Origin of the sequence: Nitrosospira sp. Nsp1, from assembly GCF_900100985.1 — a bacterium.
Classification (GTDB): Bacteria; Pseudomonadota; Gammaproteobacteria; order Burkholderiales; family Nitrosomonadaceae; genus Nitrosospira.
Genome location: NZ_FMUF01000008.1, coordinates 114,418 through 135,117, shown reverse-complemented (window position 1 = coordinate 135,117; position 20,700 = coordinate 114,418). Strand labels below are relative to the sequence as shown.

Annotated in this window: 17 protein-coding genes and 1 pseudogene; 8 read left to right on the top strand and 10 right to left on the bottom strand. The window is 52.6% G+C overall.

Annotated features, from left to right (window positions below; all coding sequences use genetic code 11):
- The 4 genes from BLP78_RS15985 to BLP78_RS07280 all read right to left on the bottom strand — a co-directional run.
- Window positions 1-129 (bottom strand): transposase (locus tag BLP78_RS15985; RefSeq protein WP_371128865.1); only part of this gene is annotated, 129 nt, incomplete at its 3' end.
- A gap of 140 nt (window positions 130-269) precedes the next feature.
- Window positions 270-809, bottom strand: a complete 540-nt coding sequence (locus BLP78_RS07290; RefSeq protein WP_090458000.1) for an NUDIX hydrolase — start codon at window positions 807-809, stop codon at window positions 270-272.
- 96 nt (window positions 810-905) lie between these two features.
- Window positions 906-2,009 (bottom strand): glycosyltransferase family 2 protein, encoded by a 1,104-nt coding sequence (locus BLP78_RS07285; protein ID WP_256330149.1) that lies wholly within the window; start codon window positions 2,007-2,009, stop codon window positions 906-908.
- Between the two features lie 406 nt (window positions 2,010-2,415).
- Window positions 2,416-3,564: a GNAT family N-acetyltransferase gene (locus BLP78_RS07280; RefSeq protein ID WP_090457998.1), complete on the bottom strand. Its 1,149-nt coding sequence runs from the start codon at window positions 3,562-3,564 to the stop codon at window positions 2,416-2,418.
- A gap of 95 nt (window positions 3,565-3,659) precedes the next feature.
- Between BLP78_RS07280 and BLP78_RS07275 the strand changes: the two genes are divergently transcribed.
- The 8 genes and pseudogenes from BLP78_RS07275 (at window position 3,660) to BLP78_RS07245 (ending at window position 13,018) form a co-directional block, all read left to right on the top strand.
- The gene (locus tag BLP78_RS07275; RefSeq protein WP_090457997.1) at window positions 3,660-5,276 is read left to right on the top strand and encodes an NAD+ synthase; all 1,617 of its coding nucleotides are present in this window, start codon (window positions 3,660-3,662) and stop codon (window positions 5,274-5,276) included.
- A gap of 138 nt (window positions 5,277-5,414) precedes the next feature.
- Window positions 5,415-5,753, top strand: coding sequence for a P-II family nitrogen regulator (locus BLP78_RS07270; RefSeq protein WP_025040872.1), 339 nt, complete (start codon window positions 5,415-5,417; stop codon window positions 5,751-5,753).
- 302 nt (window positions 5,754-6,055) lie between these two features.
- A complete protein-coding gene (locus BLP78_RS07265) occupies window positions 6,056-7,549 on the top strand; it encodes a M48 family metalloprotease (protein ID WP_371128863.1) in 1,494 nt (497 codons plus the stop codon).
- Window positions 7,550-7,858: 309 nt separating this feature from the next.
- Complete coding sequence (locus BLP78_RS07260) at window positions 7,859-8,119, top strand: type II toxin-antitoxin system ParD family antitoxin (protein WP_090457993.1); 261 nt, start codon at window positions 7,859-7,861, stop codon at window positions 8,117-8,119.
- Between the two features lie 96 nt (window positions 8,120-8,215).
- Window positions 8,216-8,401, top strand: a pseudogene (locus tag BLP78_RS16235) (type II toxin-antitoxin system RelE/ParE family toxin); the annotation flags it as partial.
- Between the two features lie 97 nt (window positions 8,402-8,498).
- Complete coding sequence (locus BLP78_RS15550; RefSeq protein ID WP_176752811.1) at window positions 8,499-8,642, top strand: hypothetical protein; 144 nt, start codon at window positions 8,499-8,501, stop codon at window positions 8,640-8,642.
- A gap of 612 nt (window positions 8,643-9,254) precedes the next feature.
- Window positions 9,255-12,584, top strand: coding sequence for a hypothetical protein (locus BLP78_RS07250; protein WP_143002909.1), 3,330 nt, complete (start codon window positions 9,255-9,257; stop codon window positions 12,582-12,584).
- Between the two features lie 248 nt (window positions 12,585-12,832).
- A complete protein-coding gene (locus tag BLP78_RS07245; RefSeq protein WP_371128864.1) occupies window positions 12,833-13,018 on the top strand; it encodes a type II toxin-antitoxin system RelE/ParE family toxin in 186 nt (61 codons plus the stop codon).
- A gap of 129 nt (window positions 13,019-13,147) precedes the next feature.
- Here BLP78_RS07245 and BLP78_RS07240 read toward each other — a convergent pair whose 3' ends face one another.
- The 6 genes from BLP78_RS07240 to BLP78_RS07215 form a co-directional block, all read right to left on the bottom strand.
- Window positions 13,148-13,606, bottom strand: a complete 459-nt coding sequence (locus BLP78_RS07240) for a ubiquitination-like system serine protease family protein (RefSeq protein WP_218118940.1) — start codon at window positions 13,604-13,606, stop codon at window positions 13,148-13,150.
- Entirely contained in the window at window positions 13,603-14,766 is a 1,164-nt protein-coding gene (locus BLP78_RS07235; protein WP_090457987.1) for a ThiF family adenylyltransferase, read from the bottom strand. The genes BLP78_RS07240 and BLP78_RS07235 overlap by 4 nt, the downstream gene beginning before the upstream one ends.
- Window positions 14,741-15,496, bottom strand: coding sequence for a multiubiquitin domain-containing protein (locus BLP78_RS07230; RefSeq protein ID WP_090457985.1), 756 nt, complete (start codon window positions 15,494-15,496; stop codon window positions 14,741-14,743). Before BLP78_RS07230 ends, BLP78_RS07235 begins: the two co-directional genes overlap by 26 nt.
- Before the next feature lie 85 nt (window positions 15,497-15,581).
- The gene (locus BLP78_RS07225) at window positions 15,582-18,986 is read right to left on the bottom strand and encodes a UvrD-helicase domain-containing protein (RefSeq protein ID WP_090457983.1); all 3,405 of its coding nucleotides are present in this window, start codon (window positions 18,984-18,986) and stop codon (window positions 15,582-15,584) included.
- Window positions 18,973-19,512, bottom strand: coding sequence for a hypothetical protein (locus BLP78_RS07220; RefSeq protein WP_143002908.1), 540 nt, complete (start codon window positions 19,510-19,512; stop codon window positions 18,973-18,975). Before BLP78_RS07220 ends, BLP78_RS07225 begins: the two co-directional genes overlap by 14 nt.
- A gap of 53 nt (window positions 19,513-19,565) precedes the next feature.
- Window positions 19,566-20,402 carry an RNA polymerase sigma factor gene (locus tag BLP78_RS07215; RefSeq protein ID WP_218118939.1) on the bottom strand — a complete coding sequence of 279 codons (837 nt, stop codon included), beginning with the start codon at window positions 20,400-20,402 and terminating at the stop codon, window positions 19,566-19,568.
- Between the last annotated feature and the right edge of the window lie 298 nt (window positions 20,403-20,700).

Sequence of the window (20,700 nt, the reverse complement as noted above, 5' to 3'; positions counted from 1 at the left end):
CCACTTGCAGCCATGCTCAGCCACATACAAAATGGCGTTCAATACGTTCAGATTACTGAGACTGACATTGCCCCGCTGAAGCGGCAGGCAGTGTACGATTCGCTCGTACTGGGCTTGAGTGATTTCCATGCCCGCAAGTATACCTAAATACATGCAATATGGCTATTAGAGTTAACAGGCCCTAGTTCATTTCTTATAATCCGTATCCCGCGATACCCGTTCCCGCAAGGACGAAACATCTTCTGGCGGGGCTTTCCAAATTTGAAAAATTATTTTTGAAGCGCTTCTATGGTACCCATGTGGAAGCCTAGTCTTCCTTTGCGTCGCTCATCAAAGTAGCGCCTCAGGGGTTCGCTAATGACACGGAAAGCCAGCGTATCCCAAGGAATTTCCGTTTCGTGGAAAAGTTTGACATCCAGGCTTTCAATTCCCGGTTTGAAGTCGAGATCCAGCATCCTTGCACGGAACAACACGTGCACTTGGTTGATATGAGGCAAATTGTAGATGGAATAAAGATCTCCCATTTCCACCCGGGCGTTGGCTTCTTCCAAAGTCTCGCGTTCGGCGCCCTGGATCAGGGTCTCGGCATTTTCCATGAAGCCCCCCGGCAATGTCCATAATCCTTGGCGCGGCTCGATGGCGCGACGACACAGCAATATCCTGTCTCCCCATTCGGGTATGCTGCCCACCACGATCTTGGGGTTCTGGTAATGAATGATATTGCATGCAGAACAAACGTAACGCGGCAGCGTATCGCCTTCAGGAACTCGCAATTCCACTAAACTGCCGCAGTTACTGCAATATTTCATTGGGATTAATTGGATAGGTATTATTTAATGCGACTGCTTACGCTACGTTGCGAGATATATTTTGCAGCCAAACAGGTAACCGCGCAATTCCCGAATTCAGTCTTCGACATGCTTGAAAGTCCAATAGGAGTTGAGGAAGTAGTTTATCAAGGTGGCGGGTATAATTCCGATGAATTGGTGAACCTGGGGCTGCACGTCCGGAAAGAATAAGGAAAGTGTGACAAAGGTGCCATAGCTCAAGATTAGCGAGAGGAGGGAGACCGTATTGAATTTAAGGCCTTTTATTCTGGTTTTGTCCTTGGTGTTGCGATCGCGAAATGTCCAGTAGTTGTTGAAAAGGAAGTTGGATATTATTGATATTTCTATGGAAATAGGTGAAGCAACAAATTTGTTCAAACCAAAAAAAAGTAGTAAGGTAAAAAATCCGAGATTAACAGCGACGCCTGTGGCACCGACAGCCAAGAATTTGATGAAGGTTTTTGAACTCTCGAAACGTATCCACCATGCATTTGCGACAAATTCGACGATATCTCGTAACCCCAGTTTTGAGTCGCCATAGCAGCGATCAATAAAATCGACAGGGACTTCAACAATTCTGGCCTTCTCGACTGTCACCGCGTGGAGCAGCGCAACCTGGAATGCATAGCCTTGCACCCCGAGCTTGGCAAAATCGATGCGGCGCAAAATGGATGTACGGATTGCCCGAAAGCCAGCAGTGCAATCACGCACCGAATAAATTCCCGCCAAGTAGCGTGCGACGATGTTTCCGAATCGCGAATTCAGACGACGGTATAGTCCCCATTCTTCTGGAATGCTCCCGCCTGGCACGTAGCGGCTGCCGATGACAAAATCGGCCCCATGATCGATTTCAGCCATCAGTCGCGGCACATCCTCCGGCTTATGCGAGAAGTCGGCATCCATCTCAAACACGACTTCCGCGTTTAATACGTCCATCGCGTGCAACATTCCGCGAATGTAGGCGACCCCCAAGCCTTTTTTCTCCCCCATAAGCAGATGCAGGTTGGAATGCTCAGCCTGTAATTCACGAACAAAATCCGCAGTTCGGTCCGGTGAATTGTCATCCACTACGAGTACATGCATGTCGTGGGCCAGCTTCTCAAACTGATGCTGTAGCGCCTCGATCAAGGGGCCTATATTTTCCCGTTCGTTGTATGTTGGGACAATGATAACAGTCTTCAATGAGTCAACTCTCCTAGGCATTTTTGGCCGAGATGTATTATCTTAGAAAATTCCAGTTCTTGTCTTTGCAGCAGGGAAGACTCTCGCTATCTCAGCCAGATGTCTTCCATAAACCGGCGGAAGGGCACCTTATAGGCATCTAATTCCATCATTTGATATGGGGGTTGATTTTATGAGTCAACGCGGATGAATATAGACGGCGGCAAAAAATGCGCAGGTTGCCGAAACCCGTTTGACTCCCCCAAAAGGAGTAAATCCTTATTTGGAAGAGGGATATGGGCGCGGCTTTGCGGGACAGGACGCCCCCATCGGAAAGCAAGTTGAACTGGACGCCGCTCCCTACGAGCCCGTAAAGCACGCCGGGTGAAAGTACCGTCCAGGCGGCGAAACTCGGCAATTATCCCATCTATTCTTTCCTGAACGGTGAACTATCGTTCAATTCGTCCAGATAATGACCGATGTCCTGCGCTTCCCGCTCCAGATAGCTTCCGATGACCCTGGCGAATTCGGGATGCGCCAGCCAGTGCGCCGACCAGGTGCGGACGGGAAGAAAGCCGCGCGCGAGCTTATGCTCTCCCTGTGCGCCGCCCTCGAACAACTTGATGTCATGTGCGATGCAGTATTCGATGGCCTGATAATAGCAAGTCTCGAAATGCAAACCGGATATAAATTCCTTCGTACCCCAATAGCGGCCGTACAGCGTATGTGCGCTGTGTAAATTGAGGGCGGCGCCGACCGGTTCGTTGTCGCGCAATGCCAGAATCAGGAGCACATTCTCCGGCATGCTTTTGCCAATCCGCATGAAGAATTCCAGATTGAGGTAGGGCATGGAGTGGTGCTCGTCGTAGGTCTTGTTATAACAGTCGATGAAGAAATGCCAGTGATCGTCGCTGATGTCATTTCCCGACAGCCACTGAAAATGGACGCCTGCAGCTTGTACTTTACGTCTTTCCTGCCGGATTTTCTTGCGCTTGCCATGACTCATCCCCGCCAGGAACATCTCGAAATTTTCATAACCTTGTCCGGCCCGGTTCTGCCAGTGAAACTGGATCCCGTGCCGCAAGGTCATGCCCGCCGCTTCCATTTCGCGCGCTTCATATTCCTGCGGAAAGAGACAATGGAATGACGATATTCCCTCCCCGCCTCTGTCTTCAATTATTTTCATTGCAGCCGAGATAAGCAGGGCGCGATGCGTCGGCGTCTCCGCGAGCAACCGCCGCCCCGTCACCGGGCTGAAAGGTACCGCGCTCAACAGTTTGGGATAATAAGGGTAGCCATAGCGTTGATAAGCATTTGCCCAGGCCCAGTCGAACACATATTCACCGTAGGAGTGGCTTTTCAGGTAAAGCGGCAACGCGCCACGCAGGACATTTCCCTCCCATAGCGTGACAAACTGCGGTAGCCAGCCCGTTTTTTTCGAGGCACACCCGGTTTCATGCATGGCGGACAAGAACTCGTGCCGCAGAAATGGATCGTCTCCGGTGAGCGCATTCCATGCCAGGACAGAAATGCCGGCAAGAGAATCGACTATTTTTATTTCAAATCCGGCGCTCATGCGGGATTGTCGCGCTTGCCGGCCTTCGGCGCAAGGCGGCTCATTCTGGTATTATTCGGCCGATTGTCAACAGAAACTCAACCGGCCGCCACACCATGAAGCTCGCCATTGCACAAATTAATTGCACAGTCGGCGACCTGAGCGGCAATACCCGAAAAATACTTGATTACGCCAGTCAGGCGAAGAAGGCGGGTGCGCAACTGGTTATCACGCCCGAGATGGCGTTGTCGGGCTATCCGCCGGAGGACCTGCTATTGCGGGCAGGATTTCGTTTCGCATGTGAGGATGCGCTTGCAGATCTGGCCAAGGAAACGAGCGGGATGACACTGCTGGTTGGGCATCCCCATCTCGAGGATAACAAGCTCTACAATGCGGCCTCCGTGATACGTGACGGCGAAATTGTTGCGACGTACCTCAAGAATCTGCTTCCCAATGATAGCGTATTCGATGAACGGCGTTATTTCGAACCCGGCTCCGATCCCTGCGTATTTGAACTGGACGGGGTAAAGTTTGGCATCAATATTTGCCAGGATGTCTGGCAAAAAGGCACAGCCACTCGCGCCAGGGAGGCGGGGGCGGACGTGCTCCTGGTGCTGAATGCTTCGCCCTACCACATGCGCAAGCAAGCCTTGCGCTATCAGTTGGTACGGCAGCGCATCGGCGAAACGGGACTTTCCGCCGTTTATGCCAATATGGTAGGCGGACAGGATGAGCTGATATTCGACGGCGCTTCTTTTGCCATGAATAGCAAGGGCGAACTGACTCATCAATTTGATGAATTCGGGGAAACGCTCGGCCTGATCGAATTGCAAAACGCGACTCCGGTAAGCGGCTACATCGCAGCTTCAAATACCCTGGAAGCAAGCGTTTATCAGGCGCTATGCCTTGGCGTAAAGGACTATATCGGAAAGAATGGCATACCCGGGGTATTGCTGGGCCTTTCCGGTGGCGTGGATTCAGCGCTCACGATGGCGATTGCAGTCGATGCCCTGGGTGCCGAGAAAGTGAAAGCGATAATGATGCCTTCACAATTTACTGCCGACATAAGCTTATCGGATGCGCGCGCCATGGCCCAGACACTGGGTGTAGGTTATAGCGAACTGCCCATCGAACCGGTATTCGGCAGATTCATGGATACGCTGGCCAATGAGTTTCCCACGCTGCCGCAGCGCAACGCCCAGGATACCACGGAGGAAAACGTGCAAGCGCGTGTACGCGGCACCTTGCTGATGGCGTTATCGAACAAGTATGGCTCGATCGTGCTCACCACCGGCAACAAGTCCGAAATGGCAGTAGGCTACTGCACTTTATACGGCGATATGGCCGGCGGCTTCGCTGTACTGAAAGACATCAGTAAAACCATGGTGTACCGGCTTTGCCGGTACCGCAACAATTCAGGTAATGTTATCCCGGAGCGTGTCCTCAACCGGGCACCCTCGGCTGAATTGCGCCATGACCAGACCGATCAGGACAGCCTTCCGCCTTACGATGTGCTCGACGCTATCCTCGAAGCTTATATGGAGCAGGATTTGTCGTTGCAGGTGATTTTAGGCATGAACTACGCCGAAGCTGACGTACGGCGGACGGTGCACCTGATTCGTCAGAATGAATACAAGCGCCGCCAGGCCCCGCCAGGCATCCGCGTTACCCAGCGAGCCTTTGGCAGGGACTGGCGCTATCCGATTACATCGAGGTATCAAGATGAATTTTAAAAATGGTGCGCGTGGATTCCGGTCATCCGGACTTTATGAAGGCTTTCCGAATTGATAACCGCTTCAATGAATAACCGAACAGCTTGAAGCATGACTGTGATACCAGTCTCCACGAATATCTGCTCAAAGGAACATACCGTGAAAAAAATCGAGGCTATCATCAAACCCTTCAAGCTCGACGAGGTGTGCGAAGCGCTCAATGAAATTGGCATAACCGGGCTGACCGTTACCGAAGTCAAGGGCTTCGGCAGACAGAAGGGCCATACCGAGCTCTATCGCGGCGCCGAGTACGTCATAGATTTTCTGCCAAAAGTAAAAATCGAAATAGTCGTGCTCGAGAAACTGGTGGATAGCGTTATCGAGACCATCGTCAACACCGCGCGTACCGGCAAGATCGGTGATGGCAAGATCTTTGTAACGAGTATCGAACAGGTAACGAGAATACGTACTGGAGAAACAGATGAGACAGCGATTTAGGCTTGGTGGGTCTCGCAATACGGATAGCAGTAGCAGTGACCCCTATGAACGATCGGCGGAAACAATCGTGAGGGATTGTCCATTCCTGAAAAAGTAATCTTATGCCGAGCCGGTCAAGCATGCTGATGGTATTTGCGCACCCGGTTTCTGGTTGGAAAAGTACAGTCCAACTTTATTCCTTTCGTAGCTTTTTCATGCCGGGCTCCTCTTGATACCAGCCCTGTTTCGGCTATTAACCCGTTCGGCATGATGGAACTTCAGTCGCGAAGCGTTATCTTATCGACATGAAAATGTGCCATGTAATGGCTATTTTGCCAGTATTGTTTGCGCTGAATGGTTTTGCCAACGAATTGCCCGATCTCGGCGATGTATCCCGGGCAACGATGTCGGCGCACCAGGAACGGGAGCTTGGCCTCAAGATCATGTCCGAGATCCGGGCCGACAGCAGCTATATGGAAGACGCTGAAATAACGGACTACCTTGCCAGCCTCGGCAATAGGCTGATTCTCGGCTCGAATGAGGCTCATCCCAATCAGGAGTTCGAATTTTTCGCCCTCCGCGACCCGACGATCAACGCATTCGCGCTGCCGGGCGGCTTCATGGGCTTCAACAGCGGGCTTATCCTGGCGGCGGAGAGCGAATCCGAACTGGCGGGTGTCATGGCGCATGAAATAGCGCATGTTACCCAGAAACACCTTGCTCGCATGATTGCCTCTCAAAAATATAGCATGCTGACGTCGCTGGCGGCGGCAGCCCTCGCCATCCTGGCTGCACGTACCAATTCGCAGGCAGGACAGGCGATTCTGGTTGCGTCCCAGGCGCGCCAGATTCAGTCGCAACTGGACTTTACCCGCGACCACGAAAAAGAGGCTGATCGCATCGGCTTCAACATATTGGTCAGTGCGGGATTTGATCCACACGGGATGTCGGATTTCTTTGAGCACATGCAGAAAGCAACCCGATTCTATGAAAATGGTGCCCCAGCGTATCTGCGTACCCACCCGATTACTTATGCGCGCATCGCAGATATCGAAAATCGTATTCACGATATGCCTTACCGGCAAGTTCTCGACAGCATGAATTTCCGGATGGTACAGGCGAAACTGCGCGCTTCCATCGATGAGCCGGCGGATGCGATACGGCACTTCGACTCCGTCCTGCGGGACAGGCGTTATACCAATGAGACCGTGGAGCGCTATGGGCTGATCAATGCCCTGTTGCGCGGACGAGATTACCTGCGTGCGGATAAGGAGTTGGAGCGTCTTTACGACACCTTGCAGCCGGATGCGGTAGATGAAGCGCTGGAAAATCATCATCTCGGTACATCCATTCAGATAGAACGTAAAGCGCCCCCTTCCCATGCCATGATCGAGACCCTGGCGGCTCGAGTCAAACTGGCTGGCGGCCAAACCGAGGATGCCCTCGACATCTACCAGGCCGCACTGCAAATATTCCCGCACCACCGCGCACTAATCTATGACTATGCAGATGCCCTCCTGCGCCATAGGGGCGCCGATAAGGCGCTCAAGTTCGTCAGCCGGCAATTGCAGTTGACCCCGAATGACATACGCCTTTACAAGTTACAGGCACAGAGCTATGCGGCGCTTGGCAATGTGATGGCCGCGCATCGCGCGCAGGCCGAAGTTTACTCACGGCAGGGCAATTATCATGCTGCTGTTGAACAACTGCAGATCGCGTTGCAAAACAGCGACGACGACTTCTACCACAACTCCAGTGTAGAGGCCCGCCTCAAGGAGCTACGCGAACTGGCTGCCGACCAGGACAAAAAGAAATAGGTCCTTTCGCCTGTTCTCCATGCGGTCCGGTTGGTTCCGGTCTGTGTCACGCTCTGCCTCAGCCGTATTCCTGATGGGTGGATTCAGGAATTATGAATATCATGCTGGCTCTCATGCTTGTGACCGTGACCGAGCACAGCCGTGAATCGGCATCCGCATGGTCGTCGGTTCCAGCTGAGGCGCTATCTTCTGCGTCCTTGGCGGCATCATAGATGTGTTGCTTCTGGTGGATTTCCTCAAGGAATCGAGTTATAAATAACAGTATTTGCTATTTCTTGTTATCATCAATCCAATCGGAGGATTAAACCCATGAATATTTCTTTGACCCCTCATTTTGAAGAGTTGGTAAAAGGTAAAGTTGAAAGTGACCTTTACAACTCGGCAAGCGAAGTTATGCGCGAAGCCTTGCGCCTTTTGGAGGAACGCGACCAATTACGGAACCTGCGGCTTGAAGAATTAAGGAGCGACATTCAGAAAGGGATAGACAGTGGCGAAGCAACTCCGTTGAATATGGAAGAGATCAAGGCGAGAGGTCGAAAACGGCTTGCCGCACAAAAGAGGGAAGGTTGAAATCTGATGCCGCGTTTACTGAAGCATCCAGAGGCTGAAAACGACCTCGAGGAAATTCGCGCAAGACAGCCCACATAATGCGGACAGGTTCTTGATCACATTCAGGAAAGATGTCTGGCACTGGCCGGCTTTCCGCAAATAGGAATGAGACGCGACGAACTTAAGATGGGCTTGTACAGCCAACCCATAGGTCATTACGTGATTTTCTATTTTCCGCTTGAGGACGGCATTGATATTATTCGCGTTCTACATGGCTACAAACCAGCACCAAATGGGAAGTAGGTCGGGCTACGCCCGACATCATTCCTTCGATCGTCGGGCGTAGCCCGACCTACTTTGGGGACAATCTCCGTACATTGGTGTGGCGAAAGGAGCTCGAATGCCTGAGTGGCACGAAATGTTGGGATTGGCGCCTTACCCCAACATACGCCTTGAAAATTTCAAGGATCTGCTTGCAAGGTCTCTCCAGCGCTGCGGCAATCATCTCGCGGAATACGGCGCAGGTGGATATTTCCGTAATTAGCTTTGCGAATTCCGGCTCAAACTGGACAGTAAAATAGAGATGTAGCGGTACGCGGGATAATCGTGGCAACCGCTGAGATTTTTCTGAGGAGCCACATGGCCAACAATAGATTATCCATGCGCTTGGCAGAGGCAGTTCCCCTCATTTCCTCCTGCATTTATTCAAGCAGTCAATATACCACTGTCGCCAAAATGGCGACAGATTTCTGGATGAAATCCCCTGTAGAGAAAGCTTGAATTTCTGATGCAAGAGCACGTTCACGGTCGTCGATCACCACATGTCAAACCCTGCCGTGTGCAAATAATGATGTCTTATCTGTCTGACCCCATTATTTTCCTCTACTAAAGCTCCCTGTTCGTTTCGGCGTTGAATTTACCAGACTCTTCCTCTATGGTTAAACTGAATATGTTCAGTACGCACCAAGCCAGAAGACGTTGGCATACAGAATAAAAGTGCATCGGTAAACAGACAGGTTTTGCTTTCTTTTTTTCAAGCTTGCTTGTTCCATCATTGCTGTGAATCGCACACTTGCTCAGCATTTTGAGCCAGATTCCACAATTCTCTTCGAATTAGAGGCAGCAAAAAATGCCTATCCTTGAAAAAGAAGAAAAAATGTCAGCTCTCGAAAGAGAGCTCATCAATGCGGCGTTTCGTGGCGACTGGGCGGGATTCCCAAAACTTCCTGTTCTTTCCGAGTTTTTTGTGCAGGAAGATTCCAGGCTTTTTGTGCAGGAAGAGGCCGATAACACCGTTCGTGGAATTTTTCTGCGAGAACTCCTGCTTGGTTTGCAAGCTCCGGCTAAGGATGCAGAGGCAAATTCACGTCTGCATGGCGTCCGGCTACGCGGCGCCATTATCAAGGGTGAGATTGATTTGAGCGACTGCAAAGGAGCGGCAGGGACGCCATTGCCGCCACTGCTGCTGGAGCACTGCATTATCCACGACGGATCCGGAATAAAGAACCCGGTTGTCCGCAATGGCGCCAGCGGAGAGGAGAAAATTCTCAGTGCAGTAAATGCCAGTAATGTGCGGCTTAGCCGTCTATCACTTCGTGGATGCAGAATCTCCGGACGTGTTGACCTGACCGACGCCACTCTCGATGGTGATCTTGAGATTAGCGATGTTGCACCGCTCGATAATGGTAGCCCTTGCCAGATCTTTGCCAGCCGCTGCCGCATCGGTGGCTCGGTGATTGCTCAACGAACGCACCTCAGAATCCCGGATGGTCAGCGTAGCGAATTCGATACTCCCGATTATGCGCTAAATCTGTCCGCTGCCGAGATCCATGGATTCGTCATGCTCCAGCCAAGCTTTTATGCCCAAGGCGGCGTAAGCGTCAGGGGTGCTCACGTCAGCAGCGATATCTGGGCGGAAGCTGCAGTGTTTTCAGCATCGGATGAGATTGCGTTTCGTGCCGAATCGTTGCAGTGCGATGGCGCAGTTGCACTCCGTGGGAAAGAAGGAACAGGAGGGTATTACTGCCAGTGCGAGGTGTTGGGAGAACTTGATTTCATGGGCGCCACAATTGGGTTTCTCGATCTCCGTGGCGTCCATATCAGCAAACGGCGGGGTTTGAAGAATTCATGGATGTTAAATCTTTACCTGGCGCGCGTGCGCGACAATTTTTTGCTTGGCAATCACGACTCAGCACTCAGGACTATTGTTGAAGGTCCTATCGGCGCATCGGCGATGACCGTTGGTGGAGAGTGGGATTTGAGAGGCCTGGCACTGAATCTACCGCCCGATTTGAAGTACCTGGGCATCAATGCATCCAACCTTCGCGTCAGCCGAGATCTGAAACTTGGCTATCAGGCCATTTCCATTGATCTGACCAGCAGTCATGTCGAGCGTAATCTGAGCATCGAGCATGCGACCATGGAGGCACCGTCCAGTCAGGAAGATGGCTTGCTTGCACGCAACATAACGATAGGCAATGACTGCAATCTGAAAGCCATCTCCGGTACTGTCAACTTGGAATTGGCGCGTATCGGCGGTGCACTGGATGTGCGCGCACAATATCTTACCTCGCTGAATGTGGAAGATGCCGAAGTACGAGGGTCGGTATTCATCAGCGGCATATTTATGCCGCTGATGAAAAAGCATCGAATAAGTTTCAACGGTGGCAGCTATCGGAGCGGATTCTCCATCGGTGATCTCGAAAATAGTCTCAGATTTATAAATCCTCCGAGTTCTCTCGTGACTGACATTAAGAATATGCCCATTCCTACTCTCAGTATCGAGGATGCGTGCATCGCAAATGATTTTCAAGTGACGAAGGTTCGGGCAGCGGAAGTGCTCGTTATCGAAGCCTATAAGGCGCCACTTTCTTTTTATCCCAATTGGGTGCTTGTCGAAGCGCTATGTCAGCTTGAGAAAGAACGCAAAGCTATTATCGCTTTCCTAAAGCATCAATCGGATACGACAATGGAATCAATTCTACTTGGGGGGCAGTCGACACCCATTCATCAGCTGAATGGACGTGGCACGCTGAAACTTGATTCCGCGCCGATGGTACGGGATTACCTGAGATTTTTCTGTGCCTATGTTTGGGGAGGAGATGAAAGAGAGGAAGGCGCCTTCCTTATTATCGAGACGGAGAAAGCGCTCGGCGGTGCGAGATTATCGGCTCCAGTAGAATTTGCTGAGGTATCGGTGAAGAAAGACGAGGAAAAGGGTTGGAGCTGTATCGCCATGATGCGCTATACCAGCAAACTGTATCGCGCTGAGCTGCACGTAAATCCTGATGGCAATGTGGAGATGACCAAGGATGAATTATTAGCTGATATTGAAGAAAAAAACCCGGTTACATTTGAATCGCCCTTACGCATCATTACTGACTCACGCATCAAAGCTGATCCTGGCGGTGCGCCATTCTGGTTGAGGACGATTTTACCTGCCGCACAGGTGGAGAAGATCACGCGCGAAGAAATTGCCCAGGATGTTGAGCCTATCTTGTTGCAACAACTGGTACAACCTGGGATTCAGGAGAATGAAGCTGCTACTGCATCAGGCCGTGCGGAAATCTGTCTACGTGGCCTCAAGGCCAGGGTGCTTCATCATAACCTTCGGGAGTCCGGTTCCTGGGGACTCGGTATAAGGCTAAAGCTTAATGGGTTCGAATATGATCGTGTCGAAACCGAGGGAGTTGAGGGTAAGGACAAGATAGTTAAGCCCAGGATAGTTAAAGATAATACCGATCCGAAAAAAGCATTTAACGAAACGGAAATACCGAAACTGGAGAAACCGAAAACACGTTCGTCAAGACGCATAGACGAAACGGCCGATGCTCACATCAGTTGGTTGATCCGGCAGTATGATTGCCCCCACGCAAAACCTCATAAGCACGCCCGTGACCGATTAATAGTTTGCGCCATCGAAGCGGATAGCGCTGAGTCGGCACAGGGAGAAAGTGTCTATGAACCGCAACCTTACGAACAACTAGCACGCGCATTACATAATGAGGGTAAGTATGAGGTTGCTAAGCGCATCACACTCGCGAAACTCTCGCTCGAACGTCGATTTGTCCATCACCAGTGGATTCGTCCGTTTCTATGCATAATGGAGAAATGTTTCGACTATGGCTTGTTTCCGGGGAAAAGCGTGACGTGGTTCCTTATGTTATGGTTGCTCGTCGGTACGGGTACTTTCTATATTGCAAATTACCAAGTTGATGAGCCTGTGCTTGTGCGGAATTCCGGGGCAGGTACGTTAGCATTACCCGGGCAACGTTGCGGCGAAGAAATCGATTCCTTATGGTATGCGCTGGATGTGTTTGTTCCAGGACTGGACCTCAAGCAGGAGGATAGATGCTCGATCACTACTCGCGATGAGGCGAAGCCGTGGCGTGCTTTCAGTGTGATATACGAAATATTGGGCGCAATAGTGACACCCATCATGTTGCTCAGCGTGACAGGCATGCTACGCCGATATATTGAGCGATGAGGGATTAGTTATGCTGGCGTGGTTTCATCGCGCATTATCTTCAGCCTGTAGGATATCCTTGATTGTAATTTGCCGGAGCTGGTCTTATTAGGTTCTGTTAACTCTAATAGCCATCCTATTGTGCGGTATGAGTAAGTGCTGCGTCACCAAATCTGGTGAAACCTGTAACGTTATCGGTTACAGTAAATAATTAGTTCGTTCGGCATAAAGGTCTAGGGCGCTTCTATGAAACGGATGACACCTCAGGTATACGGGCAGATCATGCCCAGAGACTGCGACGCGTGTTGTCCTTACTCGACCAGATGCAGACGCCGCAGGAAGCGAATTTGCCGGACTTGCGCTTGCATGCTCTTAAAGGTGACTTACGCAGATTCTGGTCTATTACGGTTTCAGGCAACTGGCGGATAATTTTTAAGATGGTGGCTCAAACGTGACGAACGTTGATCTGGTGGATTACCACTAACGAAAAAGGAAGAAAGATGGCCATGAAAAATCCTGCTCACCCTGGCCTTCTGGTCAAGCACGAGTGCCGCTATTGACCGTACCGCACCACATCGCAGCGATTAGCCGAACAATCGGCACAACTTCGCCCAAAGCCCTTTCGGCATGTTGCGTGTCGGTACCGCTGCCGCAAGCTGTGGTAGTTCACATTGCTCTGGCAGAATCGGCTCTGCAGACTGCGCATAGAACTTCGCCTTGGCCGTCTTGTTTCGTTTCTGCTCCGCTTCGATCCTAGCCTTGTCCCAGAACTCTGCTCCGGCCACGCGGTTGTTTTTGATCACGTAGTGCGACCTGCAAGGTAGGTTCCAGTTGCCAACTGAAGGCCAGAGCGAAATCGTCTCGCCATCGAAAGTCAACCGCCAGTCTGTAGGCGTCAAGGGCGTCACTACCTCGTGTCCACAGCCGCAGCAGCAGCTGTGGACCACGGTTCCGTACTCCATCGACACGTAAAGTACCCCAGGCGCCAGATCCCGCGGAACTCCCTTTACGAAGTGCAGCGTAAGCTCGGTATGCTTCATCATGCCAAGTCACCATTCAACAACATGTTGCCGTCGGTCGTATAAGAACAGTGGTGCTCTTTTTCGAGGTCGCGGTAAAAGCCACGTATTTTTTTCCACTTGATGACGGCCAGCGCTGCGTTCAGCATGTTCAGGTCGGCGACCTGGATGTTGGACGCGTACACGTTCTCTGCGCCGCCGCCTTCGAACGAGATGCGATCCCGAACATGGTTACGCTTGCCTGGCGTACTGGCAGTCACTCGCAGGATACCTCCCAGTGAGCCGTTAACGAGTTCAAGACCCATCCCCACATCCACGAAAGGCACGTCTAGGTCTTCCAATTTCTGTACTACCAGACGTTTTGACTCTCCCGCCTCCATGCAAAGGAAAGCAAAGGTGACGCCCTCCAGCAGGTGAATGTTACTAGCGTCGATTTCCACGGGGTACGGCAAGATATGACGGTGCATCCTCCCATAAATCTCGGCAAGATAATCGACCTTTTTCGGCACGTCGCGGAGCATTTCGATAGTGGGCGCACCCGGGGCACGAAAAGCGTTGTGTTGCAGAAAGTCGTCGCTATCGATGAGGCGGATTTCGCGCACTGGCGTCTTCGCCAATTGGTCCAGCACGTAGGAACCCGTGCCTCCCACCCCGACAATGACCATCCGTTCGCTTTCCAGCTGCGCAGTCAATTTCCCTATGCCCACTCTGTCCGACGCAGTTTCGATATAGTTGAACACGCTGTCCTCCTCCGCATCAGGTTCCCTGAACACGCGAGGAGTCGTGCCTGGTTTAAGCACGGCCGCGGGGCCAGAGAGGATCGTCGCATAAGTTGACATCTTCTGGTGGTAGTCGCTGTAGCCATTCGCTCCAGGCTTGCTTGAAAACATGTGCTGCGCGGTCAGCTCTAGCTTTTCCGGTACCCCACCGATGCCTTGGATTGGGGTTCCATCGGTGTTGCATGGGAATTCGCCTTCGAATTGCACCGTGTGCGGTTCGGGTTTCTGGGTAACGTTCCCGGATAAACACAGACTGGACGTAAGCGTGCCCGTCTTCACTTCTCGCTGCGCATTGACGTAGGGCACCTCGCGCAGAATCAAGGATCCGCCTACGATCTGCACAAAGTAGCCATCCTCGCGCAAGCGCTTGAGGTCTTGATTAAGACTGAATAGTGCGGCCGACATTGATAATGCTCCCGTTCTTGACTTCCACAAAACCGCCGGCGGCCAGCTCGCCGCTATGGGGCTTAGAGGCCACACCGCGGTAGGTGATCGAATACTTGATGTTTGGTGTCGGGGCTTCGCCCGGGTATGCAATCGCCACCAACTGCGCAAAGGTCTGATGGCTGTCCTCGACTTCGACCTCGTGACCATTGATCACAATCTCAACCCTCGGTTTGCGCTTAGGTGCGATCACAAAATGCTCCACGCCCGGAACAGCCAAATCTACGGCCTCACCCAGTTCGATCTGGCGATCTTCCCCGCCACGAATGACCAAGAAAACGGCCTCGTTTTCGCCAGGGTTCGCCAGTGCGTACAGCGTGGCGCCTGAAATCGCGGGCTTGCCCCAAGAAACTTGGCTGTCGTTGACTGTCAGCTTAAAATCGCGGTCAGTCTGGAAGGCCACGAAGCGCTCAGCCCCCTTGTCGCGCAGGTCAAAGGGTTCGTCAAGTCGCACGTCCTCAAAGTCGCCTGTTTCCAGGATAGCAAACAGGCTGTAGTCCCCGCGTACGCTCAGCCCTGCAGCTGCAAGGATCTGACGCCCCAGCGGTATCGGGTCGCTGACCTTGATCGGGCTGAAGTTCAAATTCTCTTGTGCGAATAGGATGCGGTAGGCCCGAGACGGACGCAGGCCGCGGTTCTCGCGAATTGCTTCGCCCACGTCGTCGAAATCGACATTTTTTCCAGTTTCCATTTACCAACCCCTTTAAGGTTTGGCTAGACCCAGCGTCCAGCTCTACCTTCTCATCGGAGTCGCGGGAGCAAACCGGTAAACTTTTTCAGAAATTTTTTCTGAGGGCACCTGGGGGGAAGGGTCCACACACGAAAAAAGCCGGACAGGCTGGGCAAACCCGAGCCGACCGTGTCACCTGAAACACGCCCGAACGAACCGATTGGAGCGACGCCACCAGCTTGGCACTCCCGTCAGCCAATTGTTTGGGCGTGAAATCGACGGTGTGGGCAGCGCCGTCCGACAAGTAGACAAACTCCACTGCAGCGTCGGGAAAGGCATTGCGCGCAGCCAGCAGGAAGGTTGCGGCGTCGAGCTCTTTCAGATCGTTCGACCGTTTATGACCGGTCTGCACTCGCCGAAATGTGCGCCGGCCGTCTGCGCCCACCAGCACGTCGTCCGGGAGAACGACGATAGTCTCTTTCCCGAACGTAAGACTCAGGCCGACTGGTGGTTCGGCGGTGTGTCCTTCGCGAATTGAGGTGAAATAGCCCAGCATGCTCTTGGCCAACTCAAGATAGTCGCTCACATACCCGTGATTCGCAAGCCCAGATGCGGCGAAGGCTTGACCCAAGTCTTCGTCCAGGGATCCGGCGGCAGGTACGCCGCTCCTAACCACGACTTGATATGCCGTGCGCACCGCGTCGTGCATCTGCATGAACGGCGTCGATATGCGCTTCCCGCCAACCCGCAGCACGTGGGTGTAAAAGAAGCGCCGTTGGCAGGATTGGTACAACGAAATCTCACGGCCTTTGAAGCTGAGTCCGCCCTCAATCACAAGGTCGATTGCAGTGTCTTCCGGATCCGAAGGTGTTGGCTGCGATGTTGTAACGCTTTTGATCATCACTGCGGCACCTAGCCAATCGATGAATTTCGATGGTGCCCGGCGGGCTCCAGCAGCGTTGCGCGTGGCCGCATACATGAAAAGTCTGTCCTTGGCTCGCGAGAGCGCGACATAGAAGAGGCATTTCTGCTCTTTCTCGTGCTCCATCCGGTGCAGTTCTTTTGGGTTACCGTCTGCACCCTCAACCATGCCCGACGGGGGAAAGCATGCCGGTGCCCGAACTGCACTTGGCAGCGTGTTGACGTTCATTCCAGGCAGGTGCACCACTGGAAATTCAAGGCCCTTAGCGCCGTGTATGGTCATCAGCTGTACCGCGTCGATGCTTTGTGCCGCGGCAGGCAGCTTACGTAAATCCCGATCGTCACCCAGTTTCACCAGCCGACGGACTCGGTCCAACAACCGCGTGATAGGCAACCCCCTGCCAGTTGGCTGGACTCTGACAAAGTTTAGCAGTTGCCACATCGCTATGCCTCGAGCCCGGTCGGCAGTTTCTACGGATTGAGCCAAATGCGCCGCCATGCGGGTCCGATCCAGCAATAAGGTCGCCATCACGGTCCAAGGCACAGAGTCATCGCCAAACCCCTCAAAAGCCTTAGCCAGCTTATTAAGCGCCGATTGGCCGTCCACGGACAGATCGTTGATCGCTCCATTAGTCGACCGCCAGTTTCCAGCTTCAAAGTTATGCTCTTTCAAGTGGTCCATCACTGCTGCAACATCCCCCAATGTCATCGCAAAATCAGGCAAACAAGCAGTCCTGAGCAGTCCCATGGCGCGCCGATCCACCAATAGCGACACTAAACCCAAAAGATCTTTAACCTCCGGACGCTCGAACAAGCTTCCCAAGAACAATACAGGCACATTGAGCCGCTCGAGCTTCCGTCCAAATTCAGAAAGCTTTTCGTTGCCGGTGCAAAGGACAGCCTGATCCCTGTAGCTGTAGCCTGCTGCACGCATCTCGGCCACAGCGTCTGCGATGGCAACTACCTGCGCATCACCTTGTTCGATCAACCGCAGTTCTGGAAGGTGCCCCTCCGCTCCCCGGTCAGACGTCAGTTCACTCATAGCGCCACCAAAGACCATGCCGACCGCAAATTTCGAAAATGCCGCCACAATTTCTTCTACGGATCGGTAGTTTACCTTCAGGCAGCCTCGGTCACCGCCCGGGAAGTCGTCGATCCCGAACCGGTCCATGTTGAAAGAAGAAGCACCACGAAAGCGGTAGATTGCCTGCTTTGCGTCCCCGACGACCCACAGGTTCTCGCCTTCGCCGCATAGCGCGGACAGCAGCCGGACGCTGCTTCGATTAACGTCTTGGTACTCGTCCACCAACACATGATTATAAGTCTCGCGAAGCATCGTCCGCACTACGTCGTTGCTTTCCAGTAGCTGTACCGGCAGACATACCAAATCGCCGAAGTCGACGACTTGGGTTTGGCGCTTCAGTCGCTCGTATGCCTTATAGACTTTGGCAACTTCCATGGTCTTCTCTGCCGCCAGAATATCTTCTTCGCTGGCTGCCGTCGTCAGCATGGTCTCCGCAAGCTGTCGGTACGCATCGGCGTCCACGACCTCATCCTTCGCGCGTGAAATAGCTACAAGAATGTCCGTAATGATGTCGGTAGGATCGTAGATATTCCGGTAGTGCTTTAGGCCCAGCCTCGGAAACTCCTGCTCAAGCAACTCCACCGCTTCTGTACGATCAAGCATGCGGGGGTCAACGGGAAGTCCCATTTCCGTGTGAAAGCGGCGGAGAAGGTCCAAGCCGAACGCATGAAAGGTGCCGATCCACATTGCCGCTGCGGCGGCGCTGTCAACGCGCGCAATTCGCTCGGCGATTTCGCCTGCAGCCTTGTTCGAGAACGTCAGCACCAGGATACGGCGAGGATCGACTTTCTCCGTCAATAATGCTTTGAGACGGGCAATCAAAGTTTGAGTCTTTCCAGTGCCGGGACCCGCTTCCAGCAAGTAGGCACCGCCTTTATGACCCGCTGCAACAGTCTGCAATTCGTTGAGCGCGCGCTCCTTGTACAGATCATCGACAGTGGTGACCATGGGCGGCAGCAGGAGAGCATCGAGCAGCTGCTGGGCTACCACTTCGAACGGTGCACCCAATTTCTCGGCGATATCCGAGGCAGTCATGCATTCTTCAATGTGCAGCCTCCGAACAACTGGCCTGGGCAGCAAGAACTCTCGCGCGAAGAGGTCCATCTGAACCTCCCGGCGCTCCCGCCGTCCGTAATCCATCACGCGATCCATGCCTATAGGTGATGCCTCAGCAGGCCGGGTCGGATCGATGATGTATGGCGCGACGTCTTTGGCATCTTCGAAGTCGTCACCAAGTTCGATGTGACCGATCTCATGGGCGACGAGGAATGCCCTTTCGAATTCGGTACCCCCGCGTTCGTACAGAATGAGGCCATCTTCCTGTACAAAGGTCGCACGGCCTCCATTGAGACCCACCGCACCTTTGTTTGTGCTCTCGGCGTCAAGATCGCGGCGTTTTACCTCAGCCAGTGCAAAAGTCAATGGCTTCCAGGGATCGTGCCCAGCAACGACTGCCTGTGCGTACAGGGCTTCGGCTCTCTGTCTGCCAATCTCAATCGCGTCCATCTTGGGCATCGTCCGTCAGTAGCAACGCGATTTTTTTGTCCGACATACCCGAGTCGCGCAAAAGCTGCTCAAACGTTACTCTCACCGTTTTGGTGGGCTTGCCATCAGCCTTATAACTCCGTGATAGGGTCTGAGGCGGCAGGGAAAGAGAGTTCAGCAGAACCTCAGCGCTACTGCCTACCAAGCTCGCGAGCTTAGCCGCGAAGCGCCTCGGCACCGAACCAACTATTACAGTCCTTTCCCGGAATGCAGTAATCACTTGCCTAGGTACGTCAAGAGCTTGGGCGATTTCCCGCAACTTTGGCACTGACAGCTCGGCAAGGACATCGGCCGCTGCTTTTATAGAAGCGCTTTGAATGCGCAACAAAGCTGAATCTATTCGAATCTTGTCTTGCACAGACAAGGGGCTCTCGTCCTGAACGCCAAACCTGAAAGTTTCTTGGGAAAGATCGATAAGTTGCATCGCATATTCAGGATACGACCGCAAATACCGCTCAAGCGTCTGACCACTTTTATCAAACTCCATTGCAAACGATTCCAGCACATCCTCACACGAAAGTTTTGGGGCTTGGGCTACCATCACTTAATCCCTCGGCTGAGTCGTACCTGCAACCGAGCAAACGCCGCATTACGATGGTTTCGAATTGTTTTCTCCACCTTACCTAGCGATTTGGCGATGGTTACCGCATTCTGGTCGATCGAATCGATCGGAATCCCTTGTCGCAACATTTCGATAATCCTTTTTTGCAATGGTGGTAGTTCATCTATCGCAGCATCCAGGCGAGACCGGTAAAGATAATCGTCAAGTACCGTCGGATCGAAGGGCTCGTAAGAGCCAGCAGCCTGCTCCACCTCGTCGTTGATATTCCCAATATCGTCGTCTGCCTCGAGTTCTGTGTTGCGGTTTTCTTCTTTCCAGGCTTTCTTTTGAGCGCCCAGTTTCAGCAAAGTAAGACCGCCATTGAAGTCAACCTCAAAGAAATCCAGACGTTCCACGTACGCGATGCGCTCCTCAATCAACAGCGTTACAAATTTGTCATAAACCTGTTCAAACACCTGGCTTCTCGTGAAGGATAACGTTATTCCATCCGGGTTTTCGACCCTCGGCAATGCGCGGCGGATCCGTTCAGCAAGGATCTGGAAGAGCTGTCCGAAAAGAATTTCGTCTTTGTCGACTGAGCTTCGCCGCACGAAATACAAAACGCATTGTGTGGGAACGTACAGAGCCTCACCTTTGGGTAGCCGACATCGTTCGACGAGGTCTACCTTCGCAACGAGATTAAGCTCGCCAAGCATTTTTTCGATGTCAGGAAATCGCGTGTACAAACCTCCGTCAGGCTTATGTTTACGCAGAGGAACAATCAAAAAAAACTCCTTCGGTTTCAGGATGCGCTTAAGATGAGCAAGCATCTCCACATTCGCAGAAGACTTGCATCAGCTTTGCCAATACTGGCATCTACAACGAATCCTTCACCACCAATCAGCCCTTCAGTCATGCAGCACCAGACGCACTCGAAGAGTTTGCGGAAGGCATTGCTCTCATGAAAGCGGACATGTCGGTTCTTGGAGAGCCGGAGCGATCAAGAATCTCATCATCCAACCCGAAGTGGCAGAACCAGCGGTGTTTACGACTTTAATTGCTCGAAATAGCTGTCTCCAACCCCGATTTCGCTAAGTAATCCTCGTTCAGTTATTGCCTGAGTCAAAGTTACCT

Coding starts and splice junctions, on each gene's coding strand:
- BLP78_RS07290 (WP_090458000.1), bottom strand. CDS start 809: ATGAAATATTGCAGTAACTGCGGCAGTTTAGTGGAATTGCGAGTTCCT.
- BLP78_RS07280 (WP_090457998.1), bottom strand. CDS start 3,564: ATGAGCGCCGGATTTGAAATAAAAATAGTCGATTCTCTTGCCGGCATT.
- BLP78_RS07275 (WP_090457997.1), top strand. CDS start 3,660: ATGAAGCTCGCCATTGCACAAATTAATTGCACAGTCGGCGACCTGAGC.
- BLP78_RS07265 (WP_371128863.1), top strand. CDS start 6,056: ATGGCTATTTTGCCAGTATTGTTTGCGCTGAATGGTTTTGCCAACGAA.
- BLP78_RS07260 (WP_090457993.1), top strand. CDS start 7,859: ATGAATATTTCTTTGACCCCTCATTTTGAAGAGTTGGTAAAAGGTAAA.
- BLP78_RS15550 (WP_176752811.1), top strand. CDS start 8,499: ATGCCTGAGTGGCACGAAATGTTGGGATTGGCGCCTTACCCCAACATA.
- BLP78_RS07250 (WP_143002909.1), top strand. CDS start 9,255: ATGTCAGCTCTCGAAAGAGAGCTCATCAATGCGGCGTTTCGTGGCGAC.
- BLP78_RS07240 (WP_218118940.1), bottom strand. CDS start 13,606: ATGATGAAGCATACCGAGCTTACGCTGCACTTCGTAAAGGGAGTTCCG.
- BLP78_RS07235 (WP_090457987.1), bottom strand. CDS start 14,766: ATGTCGGCCGCACTATTCAGTCTTAATCAAGACCTCAAGCGCTTGCGC.
- BLP78_RS07230 (WP_090457985.1), bottom strand. CDS start 15,496: ATGGAAACTGGAAAAAATGTCGATTTCGACGACGTGGGCGAAGCAATT.
- BLP78_RS07225 (WP_090457983.1), bottom strand. CDS start 18,986: ATGGACGCGATTGAGATTGGCAGACAGAGAGCCGAAGCCCTGTACGCA.
- BLP78_RS07220 (WP_143002908.1), bottom strand. CDS start 19,512: ATGGAGTTTGATAAAAGTGGTCAGACGCTTGAGCGGTATTTGCGGTCG.